Origin of the sequence: Dyadobacter sandarakinus (assembly GCF_016894445.1) — a bacterium.
Taxonomy (GTDB): domain Bacteria; phylum Bacteroidota; class Bacteroidia; order Cytophagales; family Spirosomataceae; genus Dyadobacter; species Dyadobacter sandarakinus.
The window spans coordinates 3503953-3517434 of sequence record NZ_CP056775.1 but is presented as its reverse complement, the minus strand read 5'-3'; the positions used below and the strand labels follow the sequence as shown (position 1 = coordinate 3517434).

At 49.3% G+C, this 13482-nt stretch carries 16 protein-coding genes; 11 read left to right on the top strand and 5 right to left on the bottom strand.

Annotated elements, in window-relative coordinates; all coding sequences use genetic code 11:
- Positions 1–26 precede the first annotated feature (26 nt).
- The gene (locus HWI92_RS14220; protein ID WP_204656235.1) at positions 27–1019 is read left to right on the top strand and encodes a UDP-glucuronic acid decarboxylase family protein; all 993 of its coding nucleotides are present in this window, start codon (positions 27–29) and stop codon (positions 1017–1019) included.
- A gap of 51 nt (positions 1020–1070) precedes the next feature.
- Here HWI92_RS14220 and frr read toward each other — a convergent pair whose 3' ends face one another.
- The 3 genes from frr to dusB form a co-directional block, all read right to left on the bottom strand.
- Positions 1071–1631 (bottom strand): ribosome recycling factor, encoded by a 561-nt coding sequence (gene frr, locus HWI92_RS14215; protein ID WP_204656233.1) that lies wholly within the window; start codon positions 1629–1631, stop codon positions 1071–1073.
- Positions 1632–1640: 9 nt separating this feature from the next.
- Complete coding sequence (gene pyrH, locus HWI92_RS14210; RefSeq protein ID WP_204656231.1) at positions 1641–2375, bottom strand: UMP kinase; 735 nt, start codon at positions 2373–2375, stop codon at positions 1641–1643.
- A gap of 85 nt (positions 2376–2460) precedes the next feature.
- The gene (dusB, locus tag HWI92_RS14205) at positions 2461–3450 is read right to left on the bottom strand and encodes a tRNA dihydrouridine synthase DusB (protein ID WP_204656230.1); all 990 of its coding nucleotides are present in this window, start codon (positions 3448–3450) and stop codon (positions 2461–2463) included.
- Positions 3451–3562: 112 nt separating this feature from the next.
- On the opposite strand from dusB, the gene HWI92_RS14200 reads away from it, so the two are divergent.
- The 4 genes from HWI92_RS14200 (at position 3563) to HWI92_RS14185 (ending at position 6501) form a co-directional block, all read left to right on the top strand.
- Complete coding sequence (locus tag HWI92_RS14200; RefSeq protein WP_204656228.1) at positions 3563–4537, top strand: CPBP family intramembrane glutamic endopeptidase; 975 nt, start codon at positions 3563–3565, stop codon at positions 4535–4537.
- Positions 4538–4545: 8 nt separating this feature from the next.
- Entirely contained in the window at positions 4546–4767 is a 222-nt protein-coding gene (locus tag HWI92_RS14195; RefSeq protein ID WP_204656226.1) for a putative signal transducing protein, read from the top strand.
- Complete coding sequence (locus HWI92_RS14190; RefSeq protein WP_204656224.1) at positions 4739–5572, top strand: phosphatidate cytidylyltransferase; 834 nt, start codon at positions 4739–4741, stop codon at positions 5570–5572. Before HWI92_RS14195 ends, HWI92_RS14190 begins: the two co-directional genes overlap by 29 nt.
- Before the next feature lie 176 nt (positions 5573–5748).
- A complete protein-coding gene (locus HWI92_RS14185) occupies positions 5749–6501 on the top strand; it encodes a carboxypeptidase-like regulatory domain-containing protein (protein ID WP_204656215.1) in 753 nt (250 codons plus the stop codon).
- On the opposite strand, the gene HWI92_RS14180 is transcribed toward HWI92_RS14185, so the two are convergent.
- Positions 6479–7318 carry a UDP-2,3-diacylglucosamine diphosphatase gene (locus HWI92_RS14180; RefSeq protein ID WP_204656212.1) on the bottom strand — a complete coding sequence of 280 codons (840 nt, stop codon included), beginning with the start codon at positions 7316–7318 and terminating at the stop codon, positions 6479–6481. The two genes, HWI92_RS14185 and HWI92_RS14180, sit on opposite strands and share 23 nt — an antisense overlap.
- A 128-nt stretch (positions 7319–7446) precedes the next feature.
- On the opposite strand from HWI92_RS14180, the gene HWI92_RS14175 reads away from it, so the two are divergent.
- Positions 7447–8190: a hypothetical protein gene (locus tag HWI92_RS14175; protein WP_229247949.1), complete on the top strand. Its 744-nt coding sequence runs from the start codon at positions 7447–7449 to the stop codon at positions 8188–8190.
- A gap of 26 nt (positions 8191–8216) precedes the next feature.
- Here the strand turns inward: HWI92_RS14175 and HWI92_RS14170 are convergent, their stop codons facing one another.
- Positions 8217–8723, bottom strand: a complete 507-nt coding sequence (locus HWI92_RS14170; RefSeq protein WP_204656210.1) for a DUF4494 domain-containing protein — start codon at positions 8721–8723, stop codon at positions 8217–8219.
- Positions 8724–8863: 140 nt separating this feature from the next.
- Here HWI92_RS14170 and HWI92_RS14165 point away from each other — a divergent pair, with 140 nt between their 5' ends.
- The 5 genes from HWI92_RS14165 (at position 8864) to HWI92_RS14145 (ending at position 13427) form a co-directional block, all read left to right on the top strand.
- Positions 8864–9496, top strand: a complete 633-nt coding sequence (locus tag HWI92_RS14165) for a hypothetical protein (protein WP_204656208.1) — start codon at positions 8864–8866, stop codon at positions 9494–9496.
- Positions 9497–9523: 27 nt separating this feature from the next.
- Complete coding sequence (locus HWI92_RS14160) at positions 9524–11368, top strand: hypothetical protein (RefSeq protein WP_204656206.1); 1845 nt, start codon at positions 9524–9526, stop codon at positions 11366–11368.
- Between the two features lie 3 nt (positions 11369–11371).
- A complete protein-coding gene (locus tag HWI92_RS14155; RefSeq protein WP_204656204.1) occupies positions 11372–12139 on the top strand; it encodes an exodeoxyribonuclease III in 768 nt (255 codons plus the stop codon).
- 75 nt (positions 12140–12214) lie between these two features.
- Positions 12215–12808: a Uma2 family endonuclease gene (locus HWI92_RS14150; protein WP_310589475.1), complete on the top strand. Its 594-nt coding sequence runs from the start codon at positions 12215–12217 to the stop codon at positions 12806–12808.
- Positions 12809–12830: 22 nt separating this feature from the next.
- Positions 12831–13427 carry a pseudouridine synthase gene (locus HWI92_RS14145; RefSeq protein WP_204656200.1) on the top strand — a complete coding sequence of 199 codons (597 nt, stop codon included), beginning with the start codon at positions 12831–12833 and terminating at the stop codon, positions 13425–13427.
- The last annotated feature ends 55 nt before the right edge of the window (positions 13428–13482 follow it).

Sequence of the window (13482 nt, the reverse complement as noted above, 5' to 3'; positions counted from 1 at the left end):
TTTTTTACAACACTAATAACTGAAGAATGAAACGTGTACTAATAACCGGGGCAGCCGGTTTTCTGGGATCGCACCTTTGCGAGCGCTTCCTGAAGGAAGGTATGTACGTGATTGCGATGGATAACCTGATCACCGGTGACATGCGCAATATCGAGCACCTGATGCCGGATCCTAATTTTGAGTTCAATCATCACGATGTAACCAAATATGTCCACGTACCGGGCGAGCTGGATTACATCATGCACTTTGCCTCGCCTGCCAGCCCCATTGATTACCTTAAAATTCCCATTCAAACCCTGAAAGTAGGTGCGATGGGTACACACAACCTGCTTGGACTGGCACGTGTCAAAAAAGCCCGGTTTATTATTGCTTCCACGTCGGAAGTATATGGCGATCCGCTGGTACACCCGCAAACCGAAGACTACTGGGGGCACGTTAACCCGATCGGGCCGCGTGGCTGCTATGATGAGGCGAAGCGCTACCAGGAAGCAATTACAATGGCATACCACCGCTACCATGACCTGGAAACGCGCATTGTCCGGATATTCAATACTTATGGACCCAGAATGCGCCTGAATGACGGGCGGGTACTGCCTGCATTCATTGGACAGGCTTTACGCGGAGAGGATATTACCGTGTTCGGTGATGGTTCACAAACGCGCTCTTTCTGCTATGTGGACGATCTAGTGGAGGGTATTTACCGCCTGCTCATGAGCGATTACACGCTTCCTGTCAACATCGGTAATCCCGGTGAAATTACGATCGGGGAGTTTGCCGAAGAGATTATCCGCCTGACCGGGACAGATCAGAAGGTGGTGTACAAGCCACTGCCGCAGGACGATCCCAAGCAGCGCCAGCCTGACATTACCAAAGCAAAGGAAATTCTTGGCTGGGAGCCTAAGGTGTCACGGGAAGAAGGTTTGCGCATTACTTACGACTACTTCCGGAACTTGCCGAAAGAGCGTTTGTACGAAGAGTCAAACCACCGGGGATTTGAAGGTTTCAGCGATGCTAAATAAACTAAAAAACCCGCCTCAGGCGGGTTTTTTAGTTTTATGGAAGCTTGTTTGCTATACTTCCATAATCTCTTTTTCCTTGGCGGAGAAGATCTGCTCCACTTTTGAAATATAACCGTCGGTCAGCTTTTGTACGCGGTCTTCGCTGATTTTCACCAGATCTTCCGCTACGCCTTCCTTGGTAAGCTTACGCAGGGAGTTGTTGGCATCCTGGCGAATGTTGCGGATGTTGATCTTGGCCGTTTCAATCTCGTTTTTTGCGCGTTTTACCAGTTCGCGACGGCGTTCCTCATTGAGAGGCGGCACGGAAATGCGGATCATTTCACCATCATTCGAGGGAGAAAAACCCAGATTGCCATTCCGGATCGCCTTTTCAATCTCATTGATGATCTTCTTCTCAAAAGGCTTGATGGCGATGGTCCGTGCATCGGGCGTATTGATGGTCGCCACATTCTGCAAAGGTGTCATGGAGCCGTAATATTCAATCTGAAGACCTTCCAGCATCTGGGGAGAAGCCTTTCCGGCCCTGATTTTTCCCAGTTCTATGATGAGGTGCTTGATAGCACCTTCCATGGTATCCTTGGCGTCGTCCAGATACAGTTCTATTTCTTCCATTGTTTTTAGTTAACTGAGTAGTGCTTGGTTAGATATCAGCGTTCCTACATTGCCGCCCATAACCAGGTCGTAGAGGTTGCCGGGTTTGTTCATATCAAAAACGATGATAGGCAGGTTATTTTCCTTGCAAAGTGTAAATGCAGTCAGGTCCATGATTTTCAGGTTCCTGGCCAGGGCTTCGTCGAAGGTGAGCTGGGTGTATTTGGTAGCAAGCGGATCTTTTTCAGGATCAGCAGTGTACACGCCGTCCACCCGGGTGCCTTTCAGCACCACTTCCGATTCCGACTCGATGGCACGCAGGCCGGCTGTGGTATCCGTTGTAAAATAAGGATTCCCGGTACCAGCTCCGAAGATCACCACACGGCCTTTTTCAAGGTGACGGATTGCACGCCTGCGGATCAGCGGCTCACATACCTGCTCCATTTTGATCGCAGACATCAGCCTGGTATTTACACCATGCTTTTCCAGCGAGCTTTGCACAGCCATGCCGTTGATGACGGTTGCCAGCATGCCCATATGGTCGCCCTGTACACGGTCAATCCCCGATTTTTCGACGGAAGCTCCACGGAAAATATTTCCTCCTCCAATCACGATCGCTACCTGAACCCCAATCTCTGTAATTTTTTTTACTTCGCGGGAGTAGTTATCGAGAATGTTAAAGTCGATTACCTGCGCTTTGTCGCCTCCGTTGAGGGCTTCGCCGCTGAGTTTGAGCAGCAGACGTTTGTATTTTGGTTCGGGCATGGTGGTGTTGTGGTGTTTGAACCCGTAAAAATAAGTCGAGGAAGCTCAGATTAACAAGAACGGGCTGGCCCGAACCCAGAAATTTTCAGTACACCACTTCGCTGTAATGCGCTACGATTTCGTGGAGTGTTGCGTCGAGCTCATCAAATGTCATGGCTTCTACCAGCCGCATGCGGAATGGTTTGAAGTTGTCAAAACCCTTGAAGTAATTGGTATAGTGACGACGCATTTCAAATACGCCCGCCACGGGCCCCTTCCAGCGGATGGAGAATTCAAGATGCCGGCGGCAGGTGTCAACCCTTTTTTCCAGGGATGCAGGCCCAAGCTTTTCACCGGTTTTAACATAATGCTTGATCTCGTCAAAAATCCACGGATTTCCGATTGTTGCGCGACCGATCATAATGCCGTCCACGCCGTACCTGTTACGATATTCCAGGGCTTTCTCGGGAGAATCTACGTCCCCGTTTCCGAAAATCGGGATGGTAATGCGCGGATTATCCTTGATGCGGGCGATCAGTGACCAGTCTGCAGAACCTTTGTACATCTGCACGCGGGTGCGTCCATGGATGGAAAGTGCCTTGATCCCGATGTCCTGCAGGCGCTCAGCCACTTCCTCCACATTCTTGGTATTTTCATCCCAGCCCAGGCGGGTTTTTACAGTCACGGGCAAATGCGTTGATTTGATTACCGCCTCCGTCATTTTCACCATTTTGGGAATATCCTGCAGCAAGGCAGCTCCCGCACCACGGCAGGCCACGTTCTTGACGGGGCAGCCGTAGTTGATATCGATAAGGTCCGGATTTACGCGGGAAGCGATTTCGGAGCAGGCGCCCATGGTTTCCACATCGCTCCCGAAGAGCTGGATGCCTACCGGTCTTTCATACTCGAAAATGTCAAGCTTTTGCACGCTTTTAGCCGCATCACGGATCAGTCCCTCTGAGGAAACAAACTCGGTGTACATCAGATCGGCCCCGTTTTCCTTACACACAGCCCTGAATGGCGGGTCACTCACATCTTCCATAGGGGCGAGCAGCAAAGGGAAATCTCCCAGCTCTATGTTTCCGATCTTAACCATCTTATTGTTGCAATTTGTTCAAATGAATGCCGCATACAGTCTGGCATAAGCCTTTTGTCAACTGTCAGCCTTTATTTTTAAATTCATAATAAACTGTAAATTTACACCAATTATGCAAAATAGTAACCCGAATCTGACGGTTTCGCGTGTACCTGGCACCTGGGGCAGTTTATTGGTTTTAACCGGTCTGGTACTCATCGGGATGGCCGTAGGCAATGTACTGGCATTGCTGCTGCTGGCACTTTACACTTCCCAGGGCGCTGAAAACGTAGCAACTACGATCACCCGTCTGATTACTAACCCGGCCGGGGTGCCTGATGGCTGGGAGGCGCTTATGTTGCTGCAGGGTACGGTGCACTTCTTCTCCTATCTGCTTCCTGCGCTGGTTTACTGGTACTATATCGAACGCAGGTCTGCCGCTGATTTCAACATCAAAAAGCATCCTTCGCTGCATGTATGGCTGCTTTCGTTTATACTTGTTCTTGTCTTTATCCCTATCAACAGCAAGTTCATCGAGTGGAATGCGGCCATGAAGCTGCCTGATGCCTGGTCGGGGCTGGAAGTGTGGATGCGTGAAAAAGAGGACCAGCTCACCCGGATGACGGCATTCCTGACGAGCTACAAGCAGTTCAGTCAGCTGCTGATTGCATTGTTTGTGGTGGTACTGCTGCCTGCTTTTGGCGAAGAGGTCCTGTTCAGGGGCGTGATCCAGACAAAATTGCTGCGTCAATGGAGAAATCCGCACATTGCAATATGGGTGTCTGCGGCGATATTCAGTGCGATCCACTTTCAGTTTTACGGCTTCCTGCCCCGCATGCTGCTCGGGGCGGTATTCGGTTATCTTTACTTCTGGACGGGGAATCTTTCCATAGCCATCCTGGCACATTTTGTAAACAATGGTTTTGTGCTGATTATGATGTACCTGCACAACATCGGCATTGTTGAAGTGAATATTGAAGAAAATGAATCCCTGCCCGGCGCACTGATCGGTGCATCACTTGTCATTTCACTGATTATCTTGCAAACCATAAGGAAGGCCGGCGGCCACCCCGGCTCTCTGCATACCGGGCATTCAACAGATTTTTAAACAACATTATGGCAGAACAATGGGTGAAGGCATTTCAGAGCGGAGAAATGATCCGCGCGGAAATTGCCCGGGAAATATTGGATCAAAACGGCATTGCGGCCGTGATCGTCAACAAACAAAGCAGCAGCTATCCTATTTTTGGCCTGTGTGAGGTCCATGTACTTTCAAGTGACCTGGCTCAGGCGCAAATAATTTTAAACAATGAGGAAGCGGTTAGACAACCTGAGTAATTTACAGCAGCGTACCATCACGGCACTGGCGGGCGTGTTTGTAATTATCTGGTGCATTGTTTACAGTGACGTAACTTTCCTGCTCCTTTTTTGTACAATCAGCTCCCTTACGCAACTTGAATTTTACAAACTGCTGGGTCTGGACGGAAATCAGCCGCTCACTTACTATGGTACTTTTTGTGGCACAGTAATGATCCTGCTGGCATACCTGATAGAGCAGGACCTTGTACAGTTTGAGAATTACTTTCTGATCAGTCCGCTGCTTTCCATGATCTTCTTTATCAAGCTGTATAAGAAGAATGATGTAAAACCTTTTACCAACATCGGATTTACCTTCCTGGGGATCATTTACGTTGCACTGCCTTTTGCCCTGATCATTGTGATGGCATTGCGCGGCGGCAAGTACAATTATGAAATCGTACTCGGCAGCCTTCTGCTGCTTTGGGCCTCCGATATCGGCGGGTATTTTGCCGGGACAAAGTTTGGAAAGCGGAAGCTTTTCGAGCGTATCTCACCCAAAAAATCATGGGAGGGAGCGATGGGCAGCGCGGTATTTGCGGCTTTGATCGCTTTTCTGCTGGGACTTTATTTCCGCACTTTCGAACCCTGGAAATGGTACTGCATTGGTGGCATTATCGTAGTGGTAGGCACTTACGGCGATTTGGTAGAGTCACTGTTTAAAAGGAGCATCGCCATTAAGGATTCGGGCAGCAGTATTCCGGGCCACGGGGGCTTCCTGGACCGTTTTGACGGCCTTTTGCTTTCGGCCCCGTACATTGTCACCTTTCTTAAACTATTTTCCTGATCACCGGCGGCGCAATGGCCGGGCTTTCCGTTCGTTCTTCTGACAGGAACAATTTTTACAGTTTATAGGATGAAATGGCGCTGGCGAAGCTGCTTTTTTGTAAATTTTGGACTTTAAATCCTTCCCGGGACTGAATGTATGAAACAAAATCAGTCTTGATTAACAACCTGCAACGAATGAAACGGAGTCTTGTCATATTATTTTTTGTGCTGTCGGGAATATTGTCGATCCGTGAATTGCATGCTCAGGGTGAACAAAAAGCGATCGTATTTTCCGGTGTGGTAGTAGGGGGCAAAACTACCGAGCGACTGCCGGGGGCGACGATCTTTATTGTCAATGCAGGCCGGGGCACACTGGCCAAAAGTGACGGATCATTCACCATTCCAGTGTTTCCGGGTGATAGTATTATTTTCAGTTATGTTGGTTTTAAAAAACAATATCACGTTGTTCCGCGCAACTACAATTCGGATATCTACTCGGCTATTGTAGCATTGCGGGAGGATGTGGTAACGCTTTCCGGGGTGACCATTTACCCGTATTCAACCGAAGAAGAGTTTAAAAAGGCATTTCTGGCCCTCAAATTACCCGATCAGGCAGACCGTGAGGCACTGGCCCGCAGCACCGATCCGGATTACATTAACCGCCTCGCTGCCCAGATGCCCAATAATGCGCAGACGAACTATCGCTACTCCATGGACCAGCTGATGTTCGGGCGGGAATCTGCGGCAAATAAAAGCTTTGCTACTACCTTCCCTTTCCTCAATCCTTTTGCCTGGGCTAACTTTATCAAATCTGTCAAAAAAGGCGATCTGAAACAAAAAGACTGGCGGAAGGAACTGAATGCTTCTCCCCGCGAGAACATCACCAAGCAGGATTTTATTCCGGCTCCAAATACGGAAGAGGATCTTAGAAAGACTTCGGGAAACTAGGTTTTTCCCGGCTGACCGCAGGAGCATATTTCACCAGCGCCACATCATCACCGTCGAACACGGCGTAATGCTGCTGCTTCACCCATTCACCAAGATTGATGTACCGTGATCCTGCATTGACTTTCATGTCAAGTACCAGGTGACGGTGCCCGAATACATAGAAGTCGTGATGTGAATGCTGCTCTACTTCCCGGCAGTACTGGAAGAGCCACTCGTGATCTTCTCCTAAAAACCTTTCTTCACCCTTATTGACATGCGACAGCCTGCTGCGCCGTGACCAGGCATGCGCGATCCACAGACCCAGGTCGGGGTGAAAAAGGCAGAACAATAGCTTGAAGAAGCTGTTTTCAAAGATCTTTTTAAGGAATTTATAAGTATGGTCGCCCGGCCCAAGCCCATCGCCATGACCTATATAAATTTTCCTGATGCCTGATACAGATGCAAATTCAAACGATACCGGGTCCCGGTAAATGGTAGCGCCCAGCTCCTCCGTCAGGTATCCCGACATCCACATATCGTGGTTGCCTGTAAAAATGATCAGCTCCACGCCTTTATCCGATAGCTCCGCCAGTTTGCCGAGTACTCTTACAAAGCCTTTTGGCACTACCTTTTTATACTCAAACCAGAAATCGAAAATATCCCCGACGAGAAAGATCACCTGCGCATTATGCTCGATGGATTCGAGCCAGCTCACGATTTTTCGTTCTCTTTCCTGGCTCTCCGCCACAGACGGGACGCCCAGATGGAAGTCGGAACAAAAGTAGGCGCAGCGGCCGGTATCAAGGACAATTCGTTTTTTAAGTGTAGTGGATGTCATGCCGGTGGGGATAAAGGTGCAAGTTACAAATCCCCGCTGAAAGACAGTAAGTGTGCGTAGCTGTGGTACGGGAAATCAAAGGCTGATAAATTTGCAGTCTGAAAACAAGTGATAAACTGATTGGTACAATGAAAAATGTTTTTTGCGGTGTATGGATGAGCATCATACTGGTCTGCTGCGGGTATGCATCCCTGGCACAGACCGTCCGTAAGATTCCGGCGGATAAGCAGCGTGCCTTGCAATGGAAGCCTGAAAAGGGTCAGTATTATTTCAGCCACGCGCTGGTGTTTGACTATAACAACAAAGCTGAAAAATCGAAAGGCACCATCAAAGTGTACCTGGACCCGGTGACCGGCGCCATGTGCTTTAAAAAGGAAACGAGCTTTGGGAGCAGAGGAAAGCAGTTTGACTTCATTATCGGTTTTCCCGATGGCAGGTATATCTACTGCGGAAATGACGAAAATGGCCGGAAAATCCGGATTAATGAAGTTGTAAAAGAGCTGAAACCTGATGCGGAAACACGCAGCCAGCAAAAAGAAGATTTTACAACCTACTGCATTCCTACGGGCAATACCCGCACGGACTTCGGCCTGCAAAGCCTGGAATATGAACTTACCTATGCGACTTCGGGCAACAAGGATAAGGTTTGGCTCACGCGCACACCATTCAGTAACTATCCGCTATATGGGATGGAGTTCCTGGAAGGTGCCGTCAGTATGCCGGTGACTTTTGATTACATGTACCTGCTTCCGCAAGACCTGCTTGTAACCGAAATCAGCTCCAAAGACCTCAGCCTGAAACTTACGGGTTTTGGTGCCGATCCGCTTACAGTATCCACAAAGGGGTACCAGGAACTCAAACTGGGCGACTAGCTCAGCCTGTGTTCCTGGTAATCGGGTCAGGCATTTTCTGCTGCGGCCCGCTCGGCCATCACTTCGGACAGCGGCCGCATGTTGGCCGGAATTTCCTGCTGTTCCTCCTCGGCAGTGTACGGGAACACATCCAGGATGGGTGTCAGGTTGATGTCGGTTGTTTCGTAGGGGATCAGGAAATTGCGCATGCTTTCATTGATCCGGTCGAGCGCCTGCTGGATACCCTCTGCATTCACAAGCATGTAGTTGACGATCTTCTTCTCCTTCCCGCTTTTTTCATCCACTGAAAAATAGATCACTTTTACCTTAAACCACTGCTCGCCGTCTTCATAGGCAAACAGATCAGCCAGTCGCATGCGGGTAATGCTCGTGACACTGAAATCGCTGGCGCCGGTAACAATCTGCTTGTACAGCCTGGCTTCTGACTCGGTGTAGGATACCGCGTCGACCAGGTAAGTTTCATTGATCGTTTTCAGGCTGCCCGCCTCGTCTTCTTTTTGATACCTGATTTTTCCTAAATACCAGCTAGCCATTTTCTTTGATTGGTTGTTTTAAAGAGTTTGCAAAAGTAGAAGCTGGGGCATTGGGTTGCAAAAAATATCCGGGATGCCAATAATCCGGCCAGTTTGTGTGCGTTGTGATACGTACCGTTTTATATTGCGTGAAAAAAATAATGAGAACAACCAGCTGGATCATCGGAATACTTGCACTTTGGGGTGTGCTTACAAGCTGTGGCGTAGGCCGGCAGGTATCGGAAGCCAAGACTTTCGGAGATTGTAAATATGATATTGCGTCGGTGGACAGCGTCTACCTGGCGGGCATTGATGTGCGCGAGTTCCGTAATGTGCGGGGCTTCAATGACTTTGATCTTGCGCGCTATCCCGGGCTGGCTATGGGCCTTTTGCGTAAAAATGTACCGCTCAACTTGCGTGTGAATGTGGATATTACCAATCCCACAAAGAAGCGTGCAGCCATTAACCAGCTGGAATACAAAGTACTGCTCGGTGAACATGAAATTTTTAACGGATACCTCAGCCAGCTGATCGAGGTAATGCCTGGTACCGGCAGTACGAGGGTTCCTGTGAGGCTGAATGCCAATGCCTATGAGCTGATTGCCGGTGACAAGACGCGGGACGAGTTTATCAACATGGTACTTGCTCTCACAGGGAAATCAGAGGCGCGGCCTGCCAAATTTACGGTCAAAGTACGGCCTACGCTTGATATTGCAGGAAAACAGGTCAACTACCCGGGTTATATTACCTTTGAAAAAGAAATTACGAGTCAGATGCTGACCGGGGTAAAGTAAGTACTCCGGTCACAAACGCCCCGCACTTTGAAACTTTTCGTATACGATCCATTTTTACCCGAATACTTTTTCATTGTTATTAGCCTGCTCGCATTGTTCGGGCTGTCCTTTGCCGTCAAAGGTTTGCGGGTGCTGCAAAAATGGTCAGGCATAGGATTGGTGGTTGTTCCAATCATTTACTTTTACATAATCCTGGCTGCCAGTGTCGTCAATATCCCTTATACGGACGATTTCAACCTGCTGGAAACAATTTTTAACTTTCAGCATACGACTGGCTTCCTGCCAAAGCTGAAAATACTTTTTGAGCAGGTTAATCAGCACCGGTTTGCATTTGAGCGCCTGGTGATGTTGCTGCTGGCAGGGCTTACCGGGACGGTCAATATCAAAGTGCAGGTGCTGACCGGAAACCTGTTCCTGCTGGGAATCCTCTGGCTTCTTTTTTCAGCATTACGAAAACAGGGGATATCCTGGCACTACTTCATTCCGGTGCCCTACATTATCTTTAATCTCGTTTACTACGAAAATGCGCTCTGGGGCATTGCCGCAATCCAGAACACACCCCTGATCTTTTTTGCATTACTCTCCGCCTATGGCCTGGGCCGGAGCGATGGCCGGGGCTGGTTGCTGGGCTTTGCAGCTGCATTGCTGGCCACGTTCACCAGCGGCAGCGGCATGCTTGCCTGGATCATCGGGGCTTTGATTCTGATTTTACAGAAAAGATACAAACCGCTCGCGGGCTGGCTCATCACTGCCGGGCTGATCATCGTATTCTACTTCATGTTCAGCTACCAGGTGATACCGTCCCCTGGTGACAGGCCCTGGAAACATCCGTTATTCAACCTGATCTTCATTCTCGGGTTCTGGGGCAATGCATTGTACCTCGACGTGCCGCATCCGCTCGTTCCTGCCTTTTATCCCGATCTGGTACGCTGCGTATTGCTGGGTGCTGCGATGGCGCTGGTGTTTGGTCTCTGGCTTATCCGGTTATGGAGGAGCAAAAACCTTAACTGGTCAGACTGGTTTCTGTGGGGCGGGATGATGTTTATGATGGGTACCGGCGCCATGTTTATCATCAGCCGGCCCATCGCCAACTACCTGATGTACGGCGGCAATATATTTTCGCGGCGTTACATGATTTTCGGCGTGGTACTGCTTGCGGTTTGTTATGTTGCGGTCATTGTTTTGGTAAAAACAATAAGAGAACTTTCCCGGGGAGTAGCGGTACTAAGCTTTTCCGGCATTCTGCTGCTGCATTTCACGAGCTACTATCTTTCTCTGGTCAATGTGCGTAAATGGTATGAAGACCTGGTGATCGACAGCTACTACTGGAAAAATTTCAGCACCTTCCTGACTACGGGCGACCATTTTGGGGATATTCCCTTCTGGAACCATCCGACCCGCATGAAAAACTTGATTGCCAATCTCGATTCCTCCGGACTGAGCCGGTTTTACCATTCCGGTCCTTTTCCGGACCACAGCAAAGTATTGCCGCAGACTGCCGCAGAAAAGGAAGTTTATGGGGGAGAGTTTCACTTGACGCGCGTTTTGCAAAGTGACCGTAACAATCAGCCGCTTCCGTTTTTAACATTTACTGCGAAAGATACTGTGCAGCAGCCTGGCTACTTTGTCCTGGCGTCGCCCGACCATACGATCCTGCTCCCGGCAGTACCTGTTCCCCACAATCCGGCCAATCTGCTTAGAGCACGCAGCTATTATAGCCAAAAGGTGGCGTACGCACTTTTTGAACAAAAGCTTCCCAAAGGAATTTTTAAAATCTGGATGATGTACCCGCAGGCAAATGGACACTGGAAATCGGTGTTTACAGGTAAACAAGTATCTTTAAAAGGACAGCAAAACCGCAACACGCCATAGTTTATGCAAATACTGACCTACAATCTCAATGGTATTCGGGCCGCCCTTAAAAACGGTCTGGTTGAATGGCTGGCGGGCATGCCGGCGGATATCCTGTGTTTTCAGGAAGTGAAGGCAACGCCGGATGTTGTGGATCTGAGCGGGTTTGAGAAACTGGGCTATGAGCTGATCGGCTGGCACGCGGCAGAGAAAAAGGGGTATAGTGGCGTCGCTATTTTTTCCAAGATCAAACCCGACTTCGTAACGGCCGGCTGCTCCATTCCGAGCTATGATATGGAAGGCAGGATTCTTCGCGCCGACTTTGGAGATATAACCCTGCTCAACTGCTACTTTCCTTCCGGCACGAGCGGGGAGATCCGGCAGGGGGTAAAGATGTCTTTTCTGGCTGACTTTTACATCTGGGTGAATGAGCTGAGGCATGTACGTCCCAATCTGATCGTTTGCGGCGATTATAACATTGCGCATACGGAGATAGACATTCATGATCCGGTTCGTAACAAAAAAACCTCGGGCTTCCTGCCCGAAGAACGGCAGTGGCTAACCAACTGGTTTGGTAACGGCTATACCGATGCATTCCGCTATAAAAATCCCGATTTGCGGGAGTACTCCTGGTGGACCTACCGGGCGGGTGCCAGGGCCAATAACAAGGGCTGGCGCATTGATTATATTTCGGTATCCGACGGACTGAAAGATCGCATCCTTGCAAGCCGGCAGTTCAATGATGCTGTCCATTCGGACCATTGTCCGGTATGGATGGAAATTGAAAGCTAGTTTTTGCCGGAGCCAGGAAAGACGAATGGTTCGAGAATGATTTTTTCGGTATTTTTGGAAATATCAACCGGCTAAATGTCAGAGAAAATGCAATTTCCAATGCCAGTGACTTTGAAGATGGGAGAGCTGATGAGCAGCGAAGAATTTTTTCAGTTTTGCCAGATGAACGACACACTAGAGTTCGAAAGGGACTCGCATGGAAATATCATTCTTATGTCACCAACAGGATCATTTACAGGTAATTTCAATCTTCGCATTGCTGGTTTATTGTTTCAATGGAACGAGATTACACAAACAGGATTGGTTTTCGACTCTTCTACCGGCTTTACACTGCCGAACGGAGCTGTGCGTTCGCCGGATGTATCTTGGGTATGCAATGAAAAGTGGGATGAGCTGAGCCTGGAAGAACAGGAGCAGTTTGCGCCGGTCTGCCCTGATTTTGTGATCGAGATCCGATCCAAATCGGAAGATATCAAGTACCTGCTCGATAAAATGAAAGAATACATGGCCCATGGAGCCTCGCTGGGGTGGCTGATCGACCGTTTTGATAATAAAATATATGTGTACCGGCCCACCGGATGCATTGTTCATGATTCACTCAACGTGGCGCTTAGCGGAGAAGATGTACTTCCCGGCTTCACCCTACATCCCGGCAGCCTGATTCGTTAGTTGCCGGCTAAATTCGCTTACCTTGTTTCGTTATTTTCTTATCTACAAGCCTTTCGGAATGCTTTCGCAGTTTAGCAGGGAAGGTGACCATGCTACGCTAGCCGATCTTGGATTTGAATTTCCGAAAGATGTTTATCCGGTAGGAAGACTTGATGCCGATAGCGAAGGCTTGCTGCTGCTGACCAACGACAATCACCTGAAAACCCGCCTTCTTGAACCCCGCAACAAACATACCCGTACCTATTACGTTCAGGTAGAAGGGGAAGTTACTTCCGAAGCCTGTACCCAGCTGGCGACCGGCATCGATATAGCTGTTAATGGAAAAAAATACCGCACCTTGCCCGCCCGCATTGCTGCCATCAGCCAGCCGCAATTGCCTGAGCGCAACCCGCCGATCCGTTTTCGCAAAAGCATACCTACATCCTGGCTGTCCGTCACGCTTCATGAAGGCAAAAACCGGCAGGTACGAAGGATGACGGCTGGTGCCGGTTTTCCTACCTTACGACTAGTAAGATGGGCCATCGGGAAAATTTCCCTGGCAGATACCCCGGGTGAAATACATAACCCCGGGGACGTATGGGAAGTTACGTCCGCCGACGTCAGAAAGTTGCTGCAGTGAGCGGAAAGGCCGGTCACAAAAGCGCCGCGGCCTTCTTGCCAAACCGGACATAAGG

Bases quoted from the DNA above. Each gene is read 5' to 3' on its own strand.
- HWI92_RS14175 (WP_229247949.1), top strand. From the start codon at position 7,447: ATGAAAAATGTTTTTTGCGGTGTATGGATGAGCATCATACTGGTCTGC.
- HWI92_RS14195 (WP_204656226.1), top strand. From the start codon at position 4,546: ATGGCAGAACAATGGGTGAAGGCATTTCAGAGCGGAGAAATGATCCGC.
- HWI92_RS14180 (WP_204656212.1), bottom strand. From the start codon at position 7,318: ATGACATCCACTACACTTAAAAAACGAATTGTCCTTGATACCGGCCGC.
- HWI92_RS14200 (WP_204656228.1), top strand. From the start codon at position 3,563: ATGCAAAATAGTAACCCGAATCTGACGGTTTCGCGTGTACCTGGCACC.
- frr (WP_204656233.1), bottom strand. From the start codon at position 1,631: ATGGAAGAAATAGAACTGTATCTGGACGACGCCAAGGATACCATGGAA.
- HWI92_RS14165 (WP_204656208.1), top strand. From the start codon at position 8,864: ATGAGAACAACCAGCTGGATCATCGGAATACTTGCACTTTGGGGTGTG.
- HWI92_RS14150 (WP_310589475.1), top strand. From the start codon at position 12,215: ATGTCAGAGAAAATGCAATTTCCAATGCCAGTGACTTTGAAGATGGGA.
- HWI92_RS14185 (WP_204656215.1), top strand. From the start codon at position 5,749: ATGAAACGGAGTCTTGTCATATTATTTTTTGTGCTGTCGGGAATATTG.
- dusB (WP_204656230.1), bottom strand. From the start codon at position 3,450: ATGGTTAAGATCGGAAACATAGAGCTGGGAGATTTCCCTTTGCTGCTC.
- HWI92_RS14190 (WP_204656224.1), top strand. From the start codon at position 4,739: ATGAGGAAGCGGTTAGACAACCTGAGTAATTTACAGCAGCGTACCATC.
- HWI92_RS14155 (WP_204656204.1), top strand. From the start codon at position 11,372: ATGCAAATACTGACCTACAATCTCAATGGTATTCGGGCCGCCCTTAAA.
- HWI92_RS14220 (WP_204656235.1), top strand. From the start codon at position 27: ATGAAACGTGTACTAATAACCGGGGCAGCCGGTTTTCTGGGATCGCAC.
- pyrH (WP_204656231.1), bottom strand. From the start codon at position 2,375: ATGCCCGAACCAAAATACAAACGTCTGCTGCTCAAACTCAGCGGCGAA.
- HWI92_RS14170 (WP_204656210.1), bottom strand. From the start codon at position 8,723: ATGGCTAGCTGGTATTTAGGAAAAATCAGGTATCAAAAAGAAGACGAG.